The 18491-nt window shown below is 72.4% G+C and carries 19 protein-coding genes; 2 read left to right on the top strand and 17 right to left on the bottom strand.

Features of this window, described 5'->3' with window-relative positions:
• The first annotated feature begins 194 nt into the window (after positions 1 to 194).
• Together NE234_RS20995 and NE234_RS20990 are read left to right on the top strand one after the other, a co-directional pair.
• Positions 195 to 362 carry a hypothetical protein gene (locus tag NE234_RS20995; RefSeq protein ID WP_252782171.1) on the top strand — a complete coding sequence of 56 codons (168 nt, stop codon included), beginning with the start codon at positions 195 to 197 and terminating at the stop codon, positions 360 to 362.
• A 162-nt stretch (positions 363 to 524) separates the two neighbouring features.
• Positions 525 to 1103 carry an MmyB family transcriptional regulator gene (locus NE234_RS20990; RefSeq protein ID WP_252782170.1) on the top strand — a complete coding sequence of 193 codons (579 nt, stop codon included), beginning with the start codon at positions 525 to 527 and terminating at the stop codon, positions 1101 to 1103.
• 170 nt (positions 1104 to 1273) lie between these two features.
• Here NE234_RS20990 and ssuE read toward each other — a convergent pair whose 3' ends face one another.
• The 17 genes from ssuE to NE234_RS20905 form a co-directional block, all read right to left on the bottom strand.
• On the bottom strand, positions 1274 to 1828 hold the full coding sequence (ssuE, locus tag NE234_RS20985; protein ID WP_252782169.1) for an NADPH-dependent FMN reductase: 555 nt from the start codon (positions 1826 to 1828) through the stop codon (positions 1274 to 1276).
• A gap of 44 nt (positions 1829 to 1872) precedes the next feature.
• A complete protein-coding gene (locus tag NE234_RS45400) occupies positions 1873 to 2799 on the bottom strand; it encodes an alpha/beta hydrolase (protein WP_252782168.1) in 927 nt (308 codons plus the stop codon).
• A gap of 43 nt (positions 2800 to 2842) precedes the next feature.
• A complete protein-coding gene (locus NE234_RS20975; RefSeq protein WP_252782167.1) occupies positions 2843 to 3265 on the bottom strand; it encodes a cupin domain-containing protein in 423 nt (140 codons plus the stop codon).
• A gap of 32 nt (positions 3266 to 3297) precedes the next feature.
• A complete protein-coding gene (locus NE234_RS20970; RefSeq protein WP_252782166.1) occupies positions 3298 to 3747 on the bottom strand; it encodes an RrF2 family transcriptional regulator in 450 nt (149 codons plus the stop codon).
• A 78-nt stretch (positions 3748 to 3825) separates the two neighbouring features.
• Positions 3826 to 5028 (bottom strand): ABC transporter permease, encoded by a 1203-nt coding sequence (locus NE234_RS20965; protein WP_252782165.1) that lies wholly within the window; start codon positions 5026 to 5028, stop codon positions 3826 to 3828.
• On the bottom strand, positions 5025 to 5729 hold the full coding sequence (locus NE234_RS20960) for an ABC transporter ATP-binding protein (RefSeq protein ID WP_252782164.1): 705 nt from the start codon (positions 5727 to 5729) through the stop codon (positions 5025 to 5027). The genes NE234_RS20965 and NE234_RS20960 overlap by 4 nt, the downstream gene beginning before the upstream one ends.
• Complete coding sequence (locus tag NE234_RS20955; protein ID WP_252782163.1) at positions 5726 to 6901, bottom strand: efflux RND transporter periplasmic adaptor subunit; 1176 nt, start codon at positions 6899 to 6901, stop codon at positions 5726 to 5728. Before NE234_RS20955 ends, NE234_RS20960 begins: the two co-directional genes overlap by 4 nt.
• Positions 6888 to 7403, bottom strand: a complete 516-nt coding sequence (locus tag NE234_RS20950) for a hypothetical protein (RefSeq protein ID WP_252782162.1) — start codon at positions 7401 to 7403, stop codon at positions 6888 to 6890. Before NE234_RS20950 ends, NE234_RS20955 begins: the two co-directional genes overlap by 14 nt.
• 68 nt (positions 7404 to 7471) lie before the next feature.
• Positions 7472 to 8587 carry a sensor histidine kinase gene (locus tag NE234_RS20945; RefSeq protein WP_252782161.1) on the bottom strand — a complete coding sequence of 372 codons (1116 nt, stop codon included), beginning with the start codon at positions 8585 to 8587 and terminating at the stop codon, positions 7472 to 7474.
• The gene (locus NE234_RS20940) at positions 8580 to 9287 is read right to left on the bottom strand and encodes a response regulator transcription factor (RefSeq protein ID WP_252782160.1); all 708 of its coding nucleotides are present in this window, start codon (positions 9285 to 9287) and stop codon (positions 8580 to 8582) included. Before NE234_RS20940 ends, NE234_RS20945 begins: the two co-directional genes overlap by 8 nt.
• Positions 9288 to 9477: 190 nt before the next feature.
• Positions 9478 to 10599, bottom strand: a complete 1122-nt coding sequence (locus NE234_RS20935; RefSeq protein ID WP_252782159.1) for a hypothetical protein — start codon at positions 10597 to 10599, stop codon at positions 9478 to 9480.
• Entirely contained in the window at positions 10592 to 11863 is a 1272-nt protein-coding gene (locus NE234_RS20930) for a hypothetical protein (protein ID WP_252782158.1), read from the bottom strand. Before NE234_RS20930 ends, NE234_RS20935 begins: the two co-directional genes overlap by 8 nt.
• Before the next feature lie 80 nt (positions 11864 to 11943).
• Positions 11944 to 12651 (bottom strand): vWA domain-containing protein, encoded by a 708-nt coding sequence (locus NE234_RS20925; protein ID WP_252782157.1) that lies wholly within the window; start codon positions 12649 to 12651, stop codon positions 11944 to 11946.
• Complete coding sequence (locus NE234_RS20920) at positions 12648 to 13844, bottom strand: protein kinase domain-containing protein (RefSeq protein ID WP_252782156.1); 1197 nt, start codon at positions 13842 to 13844, stop codon at positions 12648 to 12650. Before NE234_RS20920 ends, NE234_RS20925 begins: the two co-directional genes overlap by 4 nt.
• Complete coding sequence (locus NE234_RS20915; protein WP_252782155.1) at positions 13841 to 14869, bottom strand: hypothetical protein; 1029 nt, start codon at positions 14867 to 14869, stop codon at positions 13841 to 13843. Before NE234_RS20915 ends, NE234_RS20920 begins: the two co-directional genes overlap by 4 nt.
• Entirely contained in the window at positions 14866 to 16068 is a 1203-nt protein-coding gene (locus NE234_RS20910) for a hypothetical protein (RefSeq protein WP_252782154.1), read from the bottom strand. The genes NE234_RS20915 and NE234_RS20910 overlap by 4 nt, the downstream gene beginning before the upstream one ends.
• Before the next feature lie 34 nt (positions 16069 to 16102).
• Positions 16103 to 18475: a hypothetical protein gene (locus NE234_RS20905; protein WP_252782153.1), complete on the bottom strand. Its 2373-nt coding sequence runs from the start codon at positions 18473 to 18475 to the stop codon at positions 16103 to 16105.
• Positions 18476 to 18491 lie beyond the last annotated feature (16 nt).

The raw sequence follows: 18491 nt of genomic DNA, 5'->3' as shown, positions 1-18491 counted from the left end.
GTCGGACCGGTGGGCTGCCGGGTCACAGCCCGTGTACGGGAGGCCGCTGGATCGACGCTCCCTCGCGGCCGTTCCACTGTCGCGCCCCGGGCGGCACGGCGGCAGGCCGCGCGGTGCAGGGGAGCGGCGTGCCGGGGAGCGACACGGCCCCTCACGGCCACCTCGACCCGGTCAACGGAAAGGAGGACTTCTCGATGAGTCCTGATCAGCACGGCAACGACCTGGCGGGGTTCCTGCGCGCCCGCCGGACCCAGATCACTCCCCGGCAGGTCGGCCTTCCCCCGGGCCCGGGGCTTCGCCGTACCCCGGGACTGCGCCGCGAAGAACTCGCCACCCTCGCCGGGGTCAGCATCGACTACTAAACCCGCCTGGAACGCGGCAAGGAGACGCGTCCCAGCCCCGCCGTCGTCGACTCCCTCGCCCGCGCGCTGCGCCTGGAGGAGGACGAACACGAGCACCTGCGCCGGCTGGCCATCCGGGCCGCGCGAAACACCCTCGGGCCGCCCACCGCGCCCAGCCGCGCGGTGCGGCCGGGTGTCGAACTCCTGCTGGAGGGCCTGCGGCCGAGCCCGGCCTACGTCCTGAGCCGCACCCTGGACGTGCTCGCCGCCAACCCCGGCGGCCTGCACCTTTACGCGGGCATCGACGACTGGCCGGTCGAGCAGCGCAACCTGGCCCGCTACTACTTCCTGCACCCCGCCGCGCGCGACCTGTTCACCGACTGGGGCACCCAGGTCCGCGGGTGCGTCGCACGCCTACGCGCCCTGGCCGGCACCGACCCCGATGCTCCCGACCTGGCCCGCCTCGTCGGCGACCTCCTCCTGAAGAGCCCGGACTTCGCCCGCCTGTGGGAGCGCTACGACGTCCGCGCCCATCGCCCCGGCACCAAGCACTTCCAGCACCCCCGCGTCGGTGACCTGACTCTCGGCTACCAGTCCATGCACCTCGACGGCACCCCCGGTCAGCGCCTCGTCGTCTACTACGCCGACGCCGCGAGCCCCGACCACGACGCCATGGTCCTCCTCGACATGCTGGGCGGCCGGAACGCCCTCGAACCCGCCGACCGGACCACCGGCACAGACGCCCGAGACCGTACGCGCTGACGCGATCGGCGACCGCGCGTCCGTCGCGGGGGCTGACGCCTCCCGTCGTCCCCGCAGAGGCCGCTTGCCGGCCGTCGTCGCTCCGACGGCGCCCGCGCTCACGTCGACGCCGACGTGAGCGGCCGCCCGGCCCGCGGAACCCCCTCATGGGCGCCGACGGGATCGCGGGCTCAGCCGGCGGGCGCCAGTCGTGCGGTGCGGCCGGTGGCCGTGGAGAACTGGTCGATCACGCGGCCGAGGGTCTCATCGGTGCTCGTCTCGATGATCGTCGTGCCGTCCTCGTGCACGGTGATGTCGCGGTCCAGGACGAACCACCCCTGAACGATGTGGTCGGCGCCCATCGACGTCAGAACCGGTCGCAGGGCGTAGTCGATGGCCAGGACATGCGCGGCGGACCCGCCGGTGGCCAGGGGCAGGACCGTCTTGCCCGTGAGCGCGAACTGTGGAAGCAGGTCCAGCAGGGACTTCAGCAGGCCGGAGTAGGCGGCCTTGTAGACGGGTGTGCCGATGACGATCCCGTCGGCGCGTTCGAACAACTCGGTGGCGGCGACGATGGCGGGGTGCCCGAAGTCGGCCCCGAGCAGGGCCTGGCCGGGCAGGGTGCGGATGTCCAGGGTGGTGATCTGGTGGCCGTCGGCGATGAGCCGCTCCGCCACGTGGGTGAGGAGCCGGGCGGTGCGGGAGGTGGTGGACGGGCTTCCGGAGACGGTCAGGATGCTGGCCATGATGACCTCGCCTTACTGTCGAGGGGGGCGGGACGGACTCGTTCTCAGCTGAGGGTCTCGACGGTGACGACGGGGGCGCGTCCCGGGCCGGAGCGCAGGCGTTCCAGCCACTGGACGATGTGGGCGGCGACACTCCGGTGATCGATGTCGTTGAGGACGTCGTGGCGCCCTCCGCGTACGATGCCCAGCTCGGCTCCCGGGAGCCGAGCGGCGATCGAGCGGGCGATCTCCGGTGCGGTGACCGGGTCCGCGTCGCCGTGCAGGAGGAGTACGGGCAGGTCGACCCGGGCGAGCGGGAGTCGCGCGGACAAGAGCGCGGGCGGCGGCGGTCCGGACAGCGCGCCGCGGACGAACCGGTCGTCCTCGGTCAGCCGCGCCCGGTGCGTGGGGCAGGCGGTACGTGCCTCGAGTTCGTCGTCCCACGAGAGCCGGGGCTGCGTGTCCAGGTCGGCGAGACCGGCGAGGATGACCCCGGCCGGCGGCCGGGGGAGCGCGGCGGCCACGGCGAGGGCCTGCAGGGCGCCGGTGTCCGAGCCGGCCAGGACGAGAGGGCCGGACACCGGCGTCTCGCTCACGAGCCGGGCGTGGTCCAGGCCGGGCACTCCCCTCACCGCGTCGAGCGCGCTCTCCATGTCGTCGGCGGGCGTGCCCAGCAGGAAGGTGGTCTCGCGCAGCCGGCGCAGGACGAACGCTGCGGTCTCGGCGCCCTGCGCCTCGGCCGCCTTGGCCGCGAGCGAGGACGGCCGGCTGCTCCGCGCCACCCACCGAAGCCGGGAGGCGTACGGGGCCCCGGTGTGCGCGGCGACTCCGGCGATGTACCGGTGGTACCAGGCGGCCTCCGCGTCGGGATCCGGCGGCGGATCGTCATCGTCGTCGAACAGGATCCCGTAGACGCGGCGCCAGGTGGCCACGTCGTCCAGCGCGGCACGGAGCCAGCGGAACTTCGGCTCCGACCCCAGGCCCACGGGCACGCGGGATCGGTGACCTCCACGACGGTCAGCGGGCCGCCCGCGCTCATGGCCGGTCGACCGGCGACCACAGACTGGGAAGGTTCACCACGACGCCCTCCTGGCTGCTGCGTGAGATGACGACGACCGCCTCGGTGTCGCCGGGGTTCTCCTCCCGGTGCGGGGCGTACGGCGGCACGAAGATGAAGTCGCCGGGCTCGGTCTCCAGGCGTACCTCGTTCTCACCGTCGGCGAAGACGAACACCGGGTTGCCGGACACGACGTAGATGGAGGTCTCCGTGTCGCCGTGATGGTGATCGCCGGAGTTGGTGGCGGGCGCCACCAGCGTCTTGCCCGTCCAGAGCTTCGACGATCCGACCGTCTTGCCGGAGATCGCCTCCAGCCGGGTCATGCCCGTGGTCTGACCGGTGTCACCGGTCAGCTGCGCACCGCGGATGTGCCGCAGCTCGCCGTGCCAGTCGTCCGCCATCGCAGAAACTCCCATCGGTGTGGTCAGGCGCGTCACGCGCTGAGAGCCGCGTCGCGCAGCAACGACACGGCCGGCTCGGGTGGGTCGTCCGCCAGCAGGTCGGCCAGGCTCACGCCGGCCAGGATGTCCTCGAACCGCTTCCGCAGTCCGGCCCACAGCTCCGACAGCCGGGCGGCCGGTCCGGGATAACCCTGATCGCCGAGGGTCTCCCCGTGTACGGTCATCAGCCGGCCGTCGACCGCGGCGACGATGGCCGCCAGCGAGATCGAGGCCGCGTCACGGCTCAGCCAGTAGCCGCCTTCGCAGCCGCGCTGGCTGCGCACCAGTTCGGCTCGCCGCAGGTCGCGGAAGACCGCCTTGAGGAACCGGGGCGGGATGCCCTGGGACTGGGCGATCGCCTCACAGGTCAGCGGTCGGCCGGTGTCGGCGGCCAGCTCCAGGAGCGCCCGGATCGCGTAGTCCGCTCGCGCCGAGATTCGCATAGACCATTACGTTACCAAAATAGTCCTATCCAGGTGTCTTTTGTGGACTTCGGTCGGCGGCTGCGATTCGAATGGTGCTCAGAGCGTCCGCAGCGCCTCGGTGGGGGAGAGGCGGGCGGCGCGGAGGGCCGGCAGCAGGCCGGCGATCGCGCCGATCACGATCGCGGCGCCGATCCCGCCGGCCCACGCCTGGACCGGGATGACCACCGCCCAGCCCTTCGTGTTCGCGTAGATCGCGGTGGTCAGCGCCCCGGCCGCCACCCCGGCCACGCCGCCGAGCAGCGCGAGCACGACCGCTTCGGAGAGGAACTGGGTGCGGATCTGTCCTCGGGTGGCGCCGAGCGCCCGGCGCAGCCCGATCTCCGATCGGCGTTCCAGCACCGAGATGATCATGATGTTCGCGACCCCCACCGCGCCCACGATCAGCGCCACCAGCCCGAGCCCGAGGAACAGACTGTTGAACGCGCCCTTCGCGGCGGCTCGCGCGGTGAGCGCGTCGGAGGGCTGGCTGACGTCGACCTCGTTGGGCGACTCGGGGTTCGCGGTCCGTGCGAGCACGCCCTGCACCGAGTGCACCTTGTCCGTACGCGCCCGCACGTACACCGTCGTCGCGGGTCCGGCCACCGCCTTGCCCTCGTCGACGGTCACGTAGCCGAGATAGCGCTCCGCGGCCGGATAGCCGATCAGGGCACTGGTATCGATGTCGGTCGACAGCGTCGCGGGCCTCAGGATGCCGGCGACGTAGAACCACTGGCTCTTCAACCAGATGCGTTCGCCCGGATCGACGCGATCGATTCCGAGGCGCTGCGCGGCGAGCGCGCCGAGCACCGTGACCGGCTCGCGCTCGGTCGCCGGGTTCAGCCAGCGGCCCTGCGCCACGCCGGTTCCGACCACTTCGGGGAGGTTGAGGCTGGCGGCCCGTACCTTCAGGGCGTTGGTGTCGACCACCGGGATCAGCGGGCTGCGGTACACGTTCGTGTTCTCGATGGCGGCGGCGTGCGCCACGTGCTCGACATCGGGCAGGTGGGAGATCCGTTGCGGTGCGGCGACCGGGAGCTGTGCCGCCCCGCCGCTGAACGACTGGCCGGTGTTCGCGGTCAGCAGGTTCGTGCCGAGCCGGTCGATCTCGGCCAGGAGCCCGGCCTGGGACGACGCGGACAGGCCGAGCACCGCCACGATCGCCGCGGTGCCGATCGCTATCCCGAGCGCGGACAGGGCCGCCCGCAGGCGGCGCGCACGGATCCCGGTACCGGCCACGCGCAGCTGGTCGGACAGCCTCATACGTCCTCCATCGCAGGTGCCGCGCTGTCGGCGACGATCCGCCCGTCGAGGACGTGCAACCGACGGGGGAACCGGGCGGCCAGCCCGCTGTCGTGCGTGATCACGAGGATGGTCGCGCCGTCGGCGTTGAGTTCGTGCAGCAGCTCGATGATGGCCGCCCCCGTCGTGCTGTCGAGGTTCCCGGTCGGCTCGTCGGCGAGCACGATGGCCGGGCGGCCGACCAGAGCGCGGGCGATCGCCACGCGCTGGCGCTGTCCGCCGGAAAGCCTGCCCGGGCGAAAACCCGCCCGGTCCGCCAGCCCGACCCGGGTGAGCGCCTCGGCGGCCCGCTCACGCCGCTCGGCGGGTCTCACGCCGCGGTACAGCAGGCCGTCGGCGACGTTCTCCAGGACGGTGGTGTGCTCGGACAGGTGGAACTGCTGGAAGACGAAGCCGATGCTGCGCGCCCGCAGGGCGGCGAGCCGGCGGTCGGTGAGCGTCGCGACGTCCTGCCCGTCGATCCGTACCGTGCCGCCGCTGGGCCGGTCGAGCGTGCCGAGGATGTGCAGCAGCGTGGACTTGCCCGATCCCGACGGGCCGACGATCGCGACCAGTTCCCCGCTCCGTATGGTGAAGTTCACGCCGCGCAGCGCGTGGACGGGGGGCTGCGAGCCGTACGTCTTGGTGACGCGCTCCAGTTCGAGGACGTTCGTCTCGCTCATGTCGACGGCACCACCACTCGGTCACCGGCCGACAGCGTGCCGGAGACCTGCACCTTTCCGTCGGCGTCATCGAACAGGCCCAGCGTGACCGGCACGATCCGCGTCCGGCCGCCGTCCCCCGCCGCGACCTCGACCGCGTATCCCCCGCCGGCCTGACCGATGAGCGCGGTCACCGGCACGATCAGCGCGTTCTTGACGCCGGCCGTGGTGATCTGCACCTGGACCGGTGCCTCGTCGAGGGTTCCGGCGTCCTTCGGGTGCTTGAGCGTGATGTAGACGGGGATCGTGGCGGATCCCGCGTCGGAGTCGTTCTTGCCGGAGGAGGTCGCGACCGTGCCGATCCGGCGGACCACGCCGGACGTGATCCGGTTGTCCGGCAGGGTGATCTGCGCCTGATCGCCCTTCTCGACCTCGGACTGCTGGGAGGCGTCGAGCTTCACGATCACTTCGCGCCGGTTCGACGACGCCTCCATGATCGGACGGCCCGAGCCCGCGCTGGTGCCGTTCCCGGCCATCACCTTGCCGATCCGCAACGGGCCGGGCAGGAACACCGCCTGGCCGAGGTCCAGCCTGCCCGTCACGTCGGCGCCGCGTTCGTCCTGAAGCTTTTCCAGGGCCGCGGCGGTTCCCGCGCTGAAATAACCCGAATCCGGATCGAGCCCGGACCTGCCGGCATAGCCCTCGTCCACGAGGGTCTCGTTCAGCGCCCGGACGTCCTTGCCGTGGTCGCCCTCCGCCAGGTCCCGGTACGCGGGTGTGCTTCCGCAGATGAGGAGCACCGGCTTCTGATCGACCTTGTACAGCGTCTCGCCGCAGTCGATCCGGGTGCCCGTCGCCGGCACCCAGGTGTACGTCCCGCTCGCCCGGTCGACCACCCTGTACGGGGTCCCGTCGGCACCGGCCGAGTACGAGAGCGTCCCGCTCTGGCTGACCTGCGAGGACAACGGCCCCTCCTGGACCGCCGCCAGCGACGTCCCGTCACCGGCCCTCGTGGCGGGTTCGCCGCCGTCGCCGAACGGGTTCGTCATGGCGAGGACCACGCCACCGACCACGAGCACGACCGCGACGCCGCCGCCGAGTAGTCCGCGCCGCCTGCGTCTCCACCACGGGCGGCCGGGCGGCTCGGCGGGAACACCGGTGCTCGCCGGAGTCCCGATCTCAGCCGTTGCCATTCTCGGAGCCCCCTCCCACGTGGCCCGCGTCACGGCATGCGTTCAGCGCGTTCTTGAACTGCGGTGAGTTGGTGTTGATGCGGTCCCTCGGCACCAGAAGGCGCCCGTCCTTCGGGTCGGGGAAGTCCTGGATGCCGTTCTTACGCATGCACTGCGCGAACTTCAGCCACTCCTTCTGGTCTTTGGCGATCTCCGCGGGATTCTCCTGCAGCCCGGGCGGCTCCTGCGATTTGCACGCCTGCTGTGCCTTCTTGAACTGCGGTGAGTTCCGGTCCGGTCCCCCCGCCGCGATCATGAACCTGCCGTTCTTGTCGGGGTCGGGAAAGCCGGTCACACCGTTCTCGCGCATGCACTGCGCGTACTTCACCGCCTTCTCCAGAGTGGCGTTCGCGTTGGAGCCGGACGAGCTCGATTTCGAGGCGCCGGAGCCGCCGCATCCCGCGGCGGTCAGGGCGAGGGCCGCGGCGGCCAGCAGCACGGAGGCCTTGGTCATCTGGTCCATGCCTCTACTGAAGACGGAGGACCGTTGTGGCGGCGTATGCGATTTTCGATACGTGCGCGATATGCCGGTCAGTCGTCGCTCGGACTTATTCCAGGGAGCCGGATCGTGACGAGGAGACCGCCGGCGGGGCGGGGCGTGAGGTCGAGGGTCCCGTCGTGTGCGCGGACGATGCTGTGCACGATGGCCAGCCCGAGGCCGACGCCGGCGTGCTCGTCGGTGCGGACGCGTTCCGTTCCGCGCTGGAAGGGCTCGGTGAGGGTCGGTATCAGGTCCGCCGGCACCCGATGGCCGGTGTTCTCGACCCGTAGCACGCTCGCGTCGTGCCGCGCTTCGGTACGGACGGTCACGGTGCCGCCGGCGGGCAGGTTGTGGACGATGGCGTTCTGGACGAGGTTCGTCACCATCCGCAGGAGGAGCGCCGCGGAGCCGGCGGTCTGTGCCTGCTCGCCGGTGACGTCGAGGGTGATCTGGCGCCTCTCGGCGAGGGGCAGCAGCGTTTCGGCGGCTTCCTCGGCGATCAGGGACAGGTCGACGGGCTCGCGGGTGAAGCTCCTGCGGTCGGCGCGGCTGAGCAGCAGGAGGGCCTCGGTGAGGTCGATCGCCCGGGTGTTGACGGTGTGGAGGCGATCGAGGACTTCGCGCTGGTCCCGCGTGGGGTCGTTGCGGGCGGCGTCGAGGAGCGTCCGGGAGATCGCCAGCGGGGTGCGCAGTTCGTGGGAGGCGTTCGCGGCGAATCGTTGCTGCTCGGCGACGTGGGATTCGAGTTGTTCGAGCATGGTGTCGAACACGTCGGCGAGTTCGCGGAATTCGTCTTCGGGACCTTCCAACCGGATCCGGTGGGACAGCGATCCGTCCGAGGCCATCCGGGCCGCGTCCGCGATCCGGGTGAGTGGCGCGAGCATCCGGCCGGCGAGGATCCATCCTCCCAGGAGGCCGAACACCAGCAGGAAGGCCAGGGTGATGGCCGCGGCGGGGGCGAAGCCGCGCAGGAGCTCGGTGCGGCTGGTACTCACAATGATCACGCCGCTGAACTTCTTCCGGATGGTCTCGGGGTCGGTGTCGGGCACGTGGCGCAGCACGAACACCCAGAGCACGGCCAGCAGAAGAGCACCGGCGAGGACGAGGAATCCGGCGTAGCTGATGGTGAGTTTCAGGCGGGCGCTGAGCCCTGGGCGTCTATGCACGGGTGCTGCCAGGGCGGGTGGTGTCCATTCCGCGGTCGACGCCGGTGTCGATCCGGTAGCCGACGCCGGGCACCGTGGCGATGAGCCAGGGTTCGCCGAGTCGTTTGCGCAGGGCGGAGACCGTGATGCGTACGGCGTTGGTGAAGGGGTCGGCGTTGGCGTCCCAGGCCCGCTCCAACAGCTCTTCGGCACTGACGACACCGCCTTCGGCGGCGACCAGGACCTCGAGCACTGCGAACTGCTTGCGGGTGAGCGCGACATAGCGTCCGTCGCGGAAGACCTCCCGGCGGAAGGGGTCCAGCCGCAGGCCCGCGATCTCGCTGACCGGGGGCCGGGCGTGCGCGCGCCTGCGGTCGAGCGCCCGCAGCCGCAGGACGAGTTCTCGAAGCTCGAACGGTTTGGTGAGGTAGTCGTCGGCGCCGAGGGCGAACCCGGAGGCCTTGTCGTCGATCCGGTCGGCGGCGGTGAGCATGAGGATCGGGATGCCGCTGCCGGAGGCGACGATCCGCCGGGCGATCTCGTCGCCCGAGGGGCCGGGGACGTCGCGGTCGAGGACCGCCAGGTCGTAGGAGTTGATGCCGAGCAGTTCCAGGGCGGTGTCACCGTCACCGGCGATGTCGGCGGCGATCGCCTCCAGCCGGAGACCGTCACGGACGGCTTCGGCCAGGTAGGGCTCGTCCTCCACGATCAGCACGCGCATGCCCTGAAGCCTAGGCAGCAGGGCATATCGCCGGCATATGCGAACCGGACACCGGCACCGCAGACGTTCCCGGGACCTTCCGACGGACCGCGGACCGCCGGGCACCGGATGCGGGGCACCGGACGCCGGACGCCGGGCACCGGGCTCCGGGCACTGCGCACCGGGCTCCGGGCACGGGGCGGTGCGGCGTTCACACGTCGTCGGGCGTGCGCCGGTCGAGGTGGTACCGGTCGGCGATCGGGTTCCAGAGTCCGATGAACGCCGTCTTGTCGTCCCCGGCCGCGGAAGAGGCGCTCTCTCCCTGGCGATAGTCGCTCGTCACGTCCGCATTGCCGTCACAGCCGTTCGTCTGCGTGTCCTCGGCCCAGGACAGGAACGCCTCGTCCGCGGTCAGGGAGTCCTGGAGCGCCTGCACGAGCTTGTCCTTCATCTCGGTACCGCCGTCGATCCCATCGACCGACAGACCGCGGGCGTCGGCGAGCTCGGACCGCCGATCGTCCGTGATGCTCCGGAGCGTCGAGACCCCGCCGTCCACGTCGGAGCAGTCGAGGATCCCGTCGATGGCGGTGCGCAGATTCGAACGGGTCGCGGAGCTGCGCGACAGCAGCGCGTCGACCGCACCCGCCTGCTCCTCCCCGGTACCGGAGTCACCGACCGGGGAGGCGTCGTTGCCGCCGGTACTCGGGCTGCCGCTGGTCTCCGTGGGGGTGCCCGTCGGGCCGCCGCTCGGGCCGCCGGATCCGCCGGCCGAGAGGGCGGCGATCAGGACCACCACGACGATCGCGGCGGCGGTCACCACGCCTACCAGTGTCTTGGACGACTTCCGGCCGCCCGGCGGCCGCGCGATGGGATAGGGGGTACCGGACCCGGGAAAGTAGGGCTTGACCGGGGGGAACTCATGCGGCAGGCCGAAATCCGCGTCGGCGCCCGGTGACCGGGCCCAGCCGGTGGCGGCCTCGGTTCCGGGCGGCTCGGCCGGACCCGGCGGAACCGGCGGCGGGGAAACGGCCGATGGATCAACGAGGTCCCATGAGGGGCCGCGAACCCGTCTCCGGGCATTGGGCCCCGGCGCCGGCCTGCCGGGCACCGGCTCGGTGTCCGGCTCGGTGGCGAGGGCCCGTCTGGTGTCACAGCCCTGGCAGGAGTTCCGGTCCGCCTCGTTCCACACGTCGCACTGCCGGCACCGCCAGGTCGGCCCCGAACCTCCGTCCGCCGGCGACCGGCCGCGCTGCGTGTCGCAGACCATGCACACGCCGGCGTTCGCGTCGTTGTAGGTCTCGCAGGACGAGCAGCGCCAGGTCACATCAGCCATGCAGCGACCTCCTCTCCTCGCCCGGTGCGTCCGCCGCGCCGGGCCTCTCCCGCTGCGGCAGCCGGGCGATCAGGCGCTCGGTGTCCGGGCCGGGGCGGAAGCCGACCCACTGATCGTTTTCCGGTGCGGTCGTCACCGTGGGGACGCCGGACGGGTCCGCCGCGGGCCGGTCAGCGGACGATGCCGGGAACAGCGGCGGCGCCTCGGACGCCGTCCGGCCGGAGAACGCCGCCTGCCCCGGTGTCCCGTCCAGCGGCGAAGGCCGGTCGTCTCGACCGGGATCGAACAACGGATGGGTCCTTCCCCGCTCTCGTGTCCGCACCGGTTGGGCCGGCCGCCCCGACTCGATCGGCCGCCCCGACTCGATCGGCTGGGCCGGCGGGATCGGTTGGACCTGTTCGGCCGGCTCCCAGGGCTCATCCGGGGGCGGGGACGTATCGATGCCCTGCCAGAGCCCGGGTGCGTCCGCACCCGCCGAAGGCGCGTCACAGGGCGGGTGCGTCCCACCACGTCCCTCGATTCCGCCGGTTGGAGCCGCCGGGCCGGCCGTGCCCAGCCGGTCGGACGCCGCCTCCCGCGGATACCCGTACGCGTCCTCGGGCGTGCCGGGGGAGACCGGCGATCCGCCTGGCGCCCCGCCGAAGGATCCCGGCGCCCCGTACGCCTGGCCTTCCAGGGCCCCGTACGCCTGGCCTTCCAGGGCCCCGTACGCCTGGCTTTCCAGCGCTCTGTACGCCCGGCCTTTCGGCGCCGGGGCGGTGGGCGTCTGGACCGGCAGGTCGGCCGGATCGGCCGGCCGGCTCTCCCCAGGAGCCCATCGGCCGTCGGCATGCCGTTGAGGCTCCCGTACGTGCGACGGCCGTCCGGAGGAGCCGGGCGCGTGGCCGGCCGAGGATGGGCCGTCCGCCGGCGGCGCGCCGTCGGACGCCGCGGGCGGGGACGCCTCCCACCGGTCCGGCGGATCCGAGGCCGCGGAGCCGGCTTCGCGTAGCGCCTGGGCGATCTGGAAGGCGGTCCCCCCGTGTTCGGCCGGCACGGACAGCCGGAACGTGACCAGGTCCGGCGACCCCGAGATACTCGTCGGTGCGGTGAAGCGGCAGCTGAACTGCAGTTCCCCCGCCGCGAAGAGCACCTGCGCGTCCCCGCACCAGGCCGCCGGGAGGCTCAGCATCCCGAACCGTCCCCAGTCGATGGTCAGGTGGCCGTCGGACAGCACAAGGAGGGCGTTCCCGCAGTCGATCCGCATTCCGGGCAGCGGCGGCATCCCACCCCCACGGCGGTGCTCCGGCGCGGTGGACCGGGGACGGACGCTCTCGTGGCGGCCCCGATTGATCCAGCGCGGTGTCACAGGCTGTACGCAATCGTGTTGATGATCTCGTCCATCTCGAACTCCTCGAGGCCGTGACCCGCCTTGGAAGGAAAGTGCATGGCGAGGCTCCACTCCTCGGAGATCTCCGTCCACGGGGAGATGTCCGGCGCGAAGAGGACGAGACGTTTGGCGGCGTTGTCCATGACCGCCGTCTGGCTGCGTCCGTATCCCCACTGGGCGGAGAGCTCGTCCATGCTGCGCGGGATGTTCGGCGGGTAGGTGTGGGCGGCGGTCGAGGCCGGGCTGCCCAGCGGGTGCGCCGGCGCGTCGGTGAACATGACGATGACATGCCGTCGCCGGTCCAGCCCTCGCTCCCAGTCGGCGTTGATGGCCAGGGCGAGGGCCTCCAGGCCGGACTCCGGAGCGTCGCCGCCGCCGTCGGCCTCCAGCCGCCCGACGAAGTCGTCGAACACCGCGGCCTGCTCGGGGAAGACGAGGAAGTCCGTCTGCTCGATGGCGTCGTCGGCGTAGTCCGCGAAGTCGCGGAAGGCGATGACCTTGAGGCGAAGCTGGCTGATCTCCTTCCCCTTCTCGTGCATGACGGACTCGAGCCGGTCGCGGAAGACCAGGGCGCTCTTCTTCACGTTGCCCAGCACCGGGTGCATGCTCCCGGTGACGTCGATGCACATCACGATGTCGACCGCGTACTGCAGGCTCCCCTGGTACTGGCCATTGGACGTCATCGCCGTTCTCCTCTCGTTCTGGGGGATCGGCCGCCGGGGTCCACCGGCGGCGGGAGGTTGATGCGCACCCGGGAGACGGTGGGCCTGTCCGGGGCCACCGGTTCGGTTCTCCCGGTCGTCTCCGCGCTGTCGCTGCCGTCGGTGCCCTCGGTGCCGCCGGTCCTGCCGGTGCCGCCGGGGCCGTCCGGCGTGCCGCGGGTCCTGCCGAACAGGTTCTTCTTCACCCGGCTGTCCGCCGGCCGGGCACTCCCGGCCGGGGGCCGGGCCGGCGGGGTCTCGGCGGTGGGCGCCGGAGTCCGAAGGTCGCAGACGTCGGTGTCCTTCAGCGCGGCCAGCAGCGCGGCGACGTCCGGGCGGGCTCCGGGGGCGCGCGCCGTCATCGCCCGCACCATGTCGGTCATCACCGGGCCGATCCGCGGATCGATGCGCAGCGCCTCACCGGCCGTGACCGCGTCGGCGGGGAACTGGAAGCGGTCGTCGTGGTCGGGCAGGGCACCGGTGAGGTAGTAGTGGATCATCAGGCCCAGCGCGAAGACGTCGGCGGCCGTGGTCAGGTGCTCCGGCTGCACGCTCTCGTCCCCCTGGACGTAACGCCGCCATTCGGGTGCGCCGTAGAACTGGTCCCCGCCGATGACCTCGCGGGCCGGTGGCCGGCCGGAGATGAAGGAGTCGTCGAAGTCGATGAGCTTGGCGACGTGGAACGGACTGCCGGGCTTCTTCTGGACGAGGACGTTGTCGGGCTTGAGGTCGCCGTGGACGACGTCGATGCCGTGCAGCAGCTGCACGCTCAGTGCGAGAGTGCGCAGAAGGATGGCCTTCTCCCGGGAGCCGAGCCGCTCGGGGTGTTCGAGGCTGGACGTCTCGATCCGCTCGGTGACCTTGTAATAGGTGCACCCCTCGTGGAACAGGTCCACGGCCAGGACGAGGTTGCCGCCACCGCTCATGTCGTGCGACAGGCGTTCCATGATCGAGCGGTGCCGCTCCTCGAACTCCTCGCACTCCTCGAGCATCAGCTTCCGGGCGGCGGCGTTCGCCGGCGAACCCTCCTTGGGGCGTTTCGGCTCCAGGAAGCGCTTGATGAAGTACTGCCGGCCGTCCTTCTCGGCGAACGCCCACATGCAGTTCGCGCCGCCCTCGTTGGTGGGGTCGGTCAGCAGGCGGTAGCCGCCGACCTCGTCGCCGCGTCTCTTCACGCGCGCACCTCCGTGTACGCGGGCATCCGTTTCTCGTACAGCTCCCGGTAGGCGTGCCAGGTCTCCGTCTGCCAGGCCCGTACGGCCTCCGGGTCGTGGTCGGACGGTGGTCCGGCCGCGACGTACTTGATGTGGACGTCGTTCGCGCGGACGCTGAAGCTCTCGCGCAGGTGCGCGAAGTCGTGGAAGCCCAGGGCGACGACGCTGAGCGAGGCGTCGTCCGCGGTGTACCCCATCACCCGGCGGGCCAGAAGCAGGCCCCAGTTCCCCTCGTCATGGGCCTGGCCGAGCGTGTCGAGCAGGTGCCATTCGAAGTACGCGGGCGCAGGAACGTATCCGAAGAATCCGTCGGTCGCGGTGACGAGCACGCACGGCAGGCCGACGGTCAGGGTGTTGACGTCCACGTCGAACGGCCGTCCCGCGCTGAGCAGGTTGGTCATCGGCGGATCCCGGCGCAGTTGTTCCAGCGCGTCGGTCTCGGCCGTGTGATCGCGGGTCAGCGCCTGGAGCCCGGCGCGGGGCGTCAGCGCGTACACCCGGGAGTCGCCCGCCCAGAGCGCGCGGCAGTGCGCCTGGCCCTGACGGAGCTCGTACTGGGCCACCGCCATGGTCGTCGGCAGGTCCTTCCGTACGGTTCCGACGACCTTGCTCCGGCTGGACGGCCGCATCGAGGTGAGGAACTCGTCCGCCCGGCGGCGCAGCGACTCGGTGTCGGGGGCGGTGCCGCGTTCGACGTGGCCACGGAACCAGGACTCCACGGCGGCCCGCGCGGTGCGCGACCCCACCCAGGCGCCGTTGCGGACGGTGCCGTCACCCGGTTCGTACGCCGCTGACGCCCCGGCCCCGGCCGCCCCGTCGAACACTCCGGTGATGCCCTGGGCCGTCGGCAGGTGGTGGGCGAACAACGGCTCGGCGTCCTCGCCGTATCCCGGGCGTCTCTCCGTCCACACCGCGACGGCCAGCACGGCATCGCTCCGGTGGGTCCAGACGGCCCCTCCATGCCAGCTGGTCGCGTCGACGTTCATGGGCGACGTCCCTCGCCGGGGTGGCGCGCCGGGCGTGCCCCCCGTATCCGGCTCGTCTGCCGCGCGCCGCCACCCGCGCCGCCGCCCGGTTTCGGCGGCTCACCCGGCGCGGCGCCGCGCGGGCCGAGCCGGTCGGCGCCACCGTCCGGCTCGTCCTCCGGCGGTCCCTCCGACGGCCCCGGCCGGCCGCCCGCCCGTTCGCCGTGCATCGTGCCGCCACGGCCCGTCGCGCCGCCGTGCTCGGCCGCCCGACGACCGTCCCGGTCTGCGACGCCGCCCCGGCCTGGAGAGCCGTCCCGGTCGTCGTCGGGCAGCGGTCCGGACGCCAGCTCGGGGGGTGCGGAGGCGGCGGGGATCGTGCCGCGCAGGCGGCCCGACCGGGTGCCTCCGAACGGCGCGCTGGACCCCTCCATCAGGCGCCGCAGTACGGTGCGCTGGGCCTCCACCATGTCGAACGGCTCGACGTCGGAGTTGTTCAGGACCGTCTGCCAGGCCCGCATGAGCTCCTCGCGTTCGGCGTCCTCCGCGGCCGCGATCCGGTCCAGGACGGCCTGGGGCCCCTCCCTCTCGAAGATCTCGGCCAGGAGCGCCTCCACTCCGTCGCGGCGCAGTATCGCCAGGTGCCGGTCCCGGCGCCGGTCGCTCAACCGGGCGTCCCGTTCGGCGTCGCGGTACGCCCGCCCGCTGGCGACGACCTCCTCGTCGTCCACCTGCAGTTCGACCGTGACGTCGCGCAGCCGGATCGCGGAGTCGCCGGTGAACCCGCGCACCGCGACGTTCAGCGCGCGTTCGGCGTCGTGGAACTGCGCGATGTCGTAGTCGCGCGACACCTGCCGGAGCAGCCACCTGGTGTGGTCCTCCAGCGCGCGGCCGACGTCGCGGATCCCGCGCGCGACCACCTCGATCGGGTCGTTGACGCCGGCGAGCAGCCCGACGGAGCCGCGGAACGCGAAGCTGGGGTCCTTGCTGAGCAGCGAGAGCTCGATCTTGAGCCAGTGCTCGGTCATGTCGACCAGGTAGGACGATTGGTACTTTCCGACCCAGGCGGAGGGCACCGATCCACCGTGGTGGATCGCGTACGGCTCACCCGAGCGCGGCACCAGGACGAGCGCGCGGCCCGGCTCGGGCGGCCGCAACGGGCTGAGCAGCCGGAGGGACCGCAGCGCGCGTATCTCGACTATCGGGTCATATGTCGTCATCGATCTGCCTCTCGTCGCCGTTTCTTGGGGGTGCTCAGCGCGCCCGCGCGAGCGCGTCACGGATGTGGGCGGCGGATGACGAAGGACGGTCGTCGTCGCGGGCCCATGCGCCGAGGTGCCAGGCCAGCCGCTCCCGATGCCGCCCCGGGCGGGTGGCGACCTCGACCAGCACGGCCGTCAGATTCCGCCGGATCACGGGATCGTGGTCGGCGTACGCGTCCAGGCAGTCCCGCAGTCTCTCGAGGGCGTACGTCTGGGCGGGCTTGCGGGCCAGCGCGCGCGCCCACAGTTCGGCGAGCTGCGGCAGGTGGTCGCGGGCCTGCGCGAGCAGGAGCGGCGGCGGGCCGTCGCCGGGCGAGCTCCGCCGCACCAGCCCGGCGTCCTCATCCGCCACCGTCGCCGGCGGCTCGCAGGTCACGGTGGCGAAGATGCCCAGGGCCTTGGCCACCAGCGGAGAGGAGTCCTGCGGCTCCGACCACTCCAGCAGCGCGTTCAGGACCTCGGCCGTACGGTCGAGTTCGACCAGCCGGGCGAGGCTGAAGACCGCGGGGAGAAGCGTGCGGGAGCCCTCGCCGTCGAGGGCCTGCCGGATCAGCCGCAACGCCCGCTCCGGCTGTGCGCCGCCCAGGTGGCCGCCGACCGCGGTGACCGCGGTCGCGGCCAGACGCCGCCCGGCCTCCGTCTCGTCCTCGCGCGCCCACGACTCCAGAAGTCGCCACGTCGCGGCGGTCAGGCCGGGGTTGGCCCCCATGACCGCCAGCGCGGTGGCCGCTCCCTGACGCAACGCCCAGGAACGGTCGAGCGCCCAGGACCGCAGGTACCGGCGGACGGCATGGCCGTGGTCGCACCAGGCGATCACGCCCGCCGCGACGGCCGCGCGGGCGCGTACGCCGATGTGCCGGTCGGTGACGAGACCGCGCAGCCACTCCAGCAGCGCCGGCCGCCGTCCGTCGAAGTTGGTCCACACGTAGGCGAGGACCGCCTGCTGCACGAGCGGGTTGCGGAACCGTACCCGCGGCGGTGCGGGGCCGTCGCCCGCCACCACTTCGATCCAGGGGTGACCCGCGCTGAGCTGTTCCCAGAACCGCAGGTCGGGCGGGGGTCCGGTCGTCGGGGTCAGCGCCTCGTACAACCGCACCGCCGCGTCGGAGAACGCGAGGTAGGCGCCGTCCTCCAGGACCGCCGCGGCGATCGCCATGCAGATGCTCTCCACGTCGCGATGCTGACCGAACCAGGCGTGCACCTGACCCGTCGGATCGCGCAGCGCCGTGACCGTCCGCGCCAGGTCCTCGTCGTCGCGGACGGCCGTCGCCACCTGGATGGCGACCTGCGGCTCCGGCCGCTCCTCGGTCAGCAGGGTGAGGGCGTTCGACTCGGCCAGCCGCCGGCGCAGCGCCGCCCTCGCGCCGGCGTCCGGAGCCGGGCCGAGCGCGTGGCGTTCGACGACGGCGAGCAGGTCGACGTCGCCGAGCGACGTGACGACGTGGAGGCTGCGCGCGGACGCCTCCACCAGCGCGCCACGGGGTGGACCCGTCACCACGACCATGAAGCTGCGGGCCTCCCGCAGCCGGTCGGCCTTGGCCGCGAGCCAGTGTTCGTCGATGGCCTCGGCGGTCCACATCGTCGACGCGCTCATGACGCCGTCGAGCAGGACGACGTAGCCGCAGCCCTCCGTCGGCGGCTTCCAGTCCGTGTCGGCGACCGCCTCGATGTCGGTCACGTGGAAGCAGGATCCGTCTCCCTCTCCTCCGTCACCGCTCATCGCCAGGACCTCGGCGAGGAGATTCAGTGCCGCGGTCTGCCGGCCCGTCCCCTGCCGCGCCGCGAGGACGAGCAGACGGTGCTGCCACAGACGGTCCAGGGCGTCATCGAAGTGCGGCGGCCGCAGATACCTCTCGACCTGCGCGGCGAGACGTGCGGCGTCGACGCGCCGTACCCCGCGGGCGCCGGTGGCGGGGGACCCGTCCGGCGCGCTGAAGTGGAAGCCGCTGCCGACGGTCACGCTGCCGTTGAACAGCGCGAGGTTGCCGATCCGCATGCCCGACGGGTCGCGTTGCAGACGCGACGCCACCCGCTCGGCGATCAGCTTGGCCTGGATCGCGTCCTGCAGGTCGGTGTCGTCGGCGCCGTGCTCTCCGAGCGCCCGCAGCTGGTCGTCGACGGACGGCTCGGGCTCCTCCTCCGGAGCGGCCGGCGGAGCGGCGTCCGCGGGCGGGTCCTCGTCGGCGTGGGGGGTGTCGGCGCGGGGCGGGTCGGCCGCCGGGCGGCGCCCGGCAGGAACCGCGGGGCCGCCGGCACCTCTCCCGCCCGCCGGGTGGTCCCGGCCGGCGGGGCGGCCGCCGGCGCCGCGCGGAGGTACGGGGCGTCCGGGCGGGTCCGCGGGATCGCCGTCGGAGGGTCTGGTCATGAGGGTTCCGTTCGTG

Source organism: Actinoallomurus rhizosphaericola (assembly GCF_024055675.1).
Classification (GTDB): Bacteria; Actinomycetota; Actinomycetes; order Streptosporangiales; family Streptosporangiaceae; genus Actinoallomurus; species Actinoallomurus soli.
Note: the sequence above shows the minus strand (reverse complement) of the source record. Positions and strands in the feature narration are given on the sequence as shown.

What these genes read in the sequence shown, in the direction of transcription:
- NE234_RS20995 (WP_252782171.1), top strand. Translation starts at nt 195, where the DNA reads ATGAGTCCTGATCAGCACGGCAACGACCTGGCGGGGTTCCTGCGCGCC.
- ssuE (WP_252782169.1), bottom strand. Translation starts at nt 1,828, where the DNA reads ATGGCCAGCATCCTGACCGTCTCCGGAAGCCCGTCCACCACCTCCCGC.
- NE234_RS20975 (WP_252782167.1), bottom strand. Translation starts at nt 3,265, where the DNA reads ATGGCGGACGACTGGCACGGCGAGCTGCGGCACATCCGCGGTGCGCAG.
- NE234_RS20970 (WP_252782166.1), bottom strand. Translation starts at nt 3,747, where the DNA reads ATGCGAATCTCGGCGCGAGCGGACTACGCGATCCGGGCGCTCCTGGAG.
- NE234_RS20965 (WP_252782165.1), bottom strand. Translation starts at nt 5,028, where the DNA reads ATGAGGCTGTCCGACCAGCTGCGCGTGGCCGGTACCGGGATCCGTGCG.
- NE234_RS20960 (WP_252782164.1), bottom strand. Translation starts at nt 5,729, where the DNA reads ATGAGCGAGACGAACGTCCTCGAACTGGAGCGCGTCACCAAGACGTAC.
- NE234_RS20955 (WP_252782163.1), bottom strand. Translation starts at nt 6,901, where the DNA reads ATGGCAACGGCTGAGATCGGGACTCCGGCGAGCACCGGTGTTCCCGCC.
- NE234_RS20950 (WP_252782162.1), bottom strand. Translation starts at nt 7,403, where the DNA reads ATGGACCAGATGACCAAGGCCTCCGTGCTGCTGGCCGCCGCGGCCCTC.
- NE234_RS20940 (WP_252782160.1), bottom strand. Translation starts at nt 9,287, where the DNA reads ATGCGCGTGCTGATCGTGGAGGACGAGCCCTACCTGGCCGAAGCCGTC.
- NE234_RS20935 (WP_252782159.1), bottom strand. Translation starts at nt 10,599, where the DNA reads ATGGCTGATGTGACCTGGCGCTGCTCGTCCTGCGAGACCTACAACGAC.
- NE234_RS20930 (WP_252782158.1), bottom strand. Translation starts at nt 11,863, where the DNA reads ATGCCGCCGCTGCCCGGAATGCGGATCGACTGCGGGAACGCCCTCCTT.
- NE234_RS20925 (WP_252782157.1), bottom strand. Translation starts at nt 12,651, where the DNA reads ATGACGTCCAATGGCCAGTACCAGGGGAGCCTGCAGTACGCGGTCGAC.
- NE234_RS20915 (WP_252782155.1), bottom strand. Translation starts at nt 14,869, where the DNA reads ATGAACGTCGACGCGACCAGCTGGCATGGAGGGGCCGTCTGGACCCAC.
- NE234_RS20910 (WP_252782154.1), bottom strand. Translation starts at nt 16,068, where the DNA reads ATGACGACATATGACCCGATAGTCGAGATACGCGCGCTGCGGTCCCTC.
- NE234_RS20905 (WP_252782153.1), bottom strand. Translation starts at nt 18,475, where the DNA reads ATGACCAGACCCTCCGACGGCGATCCCGCGGACCCGCCCGGACGCCCC.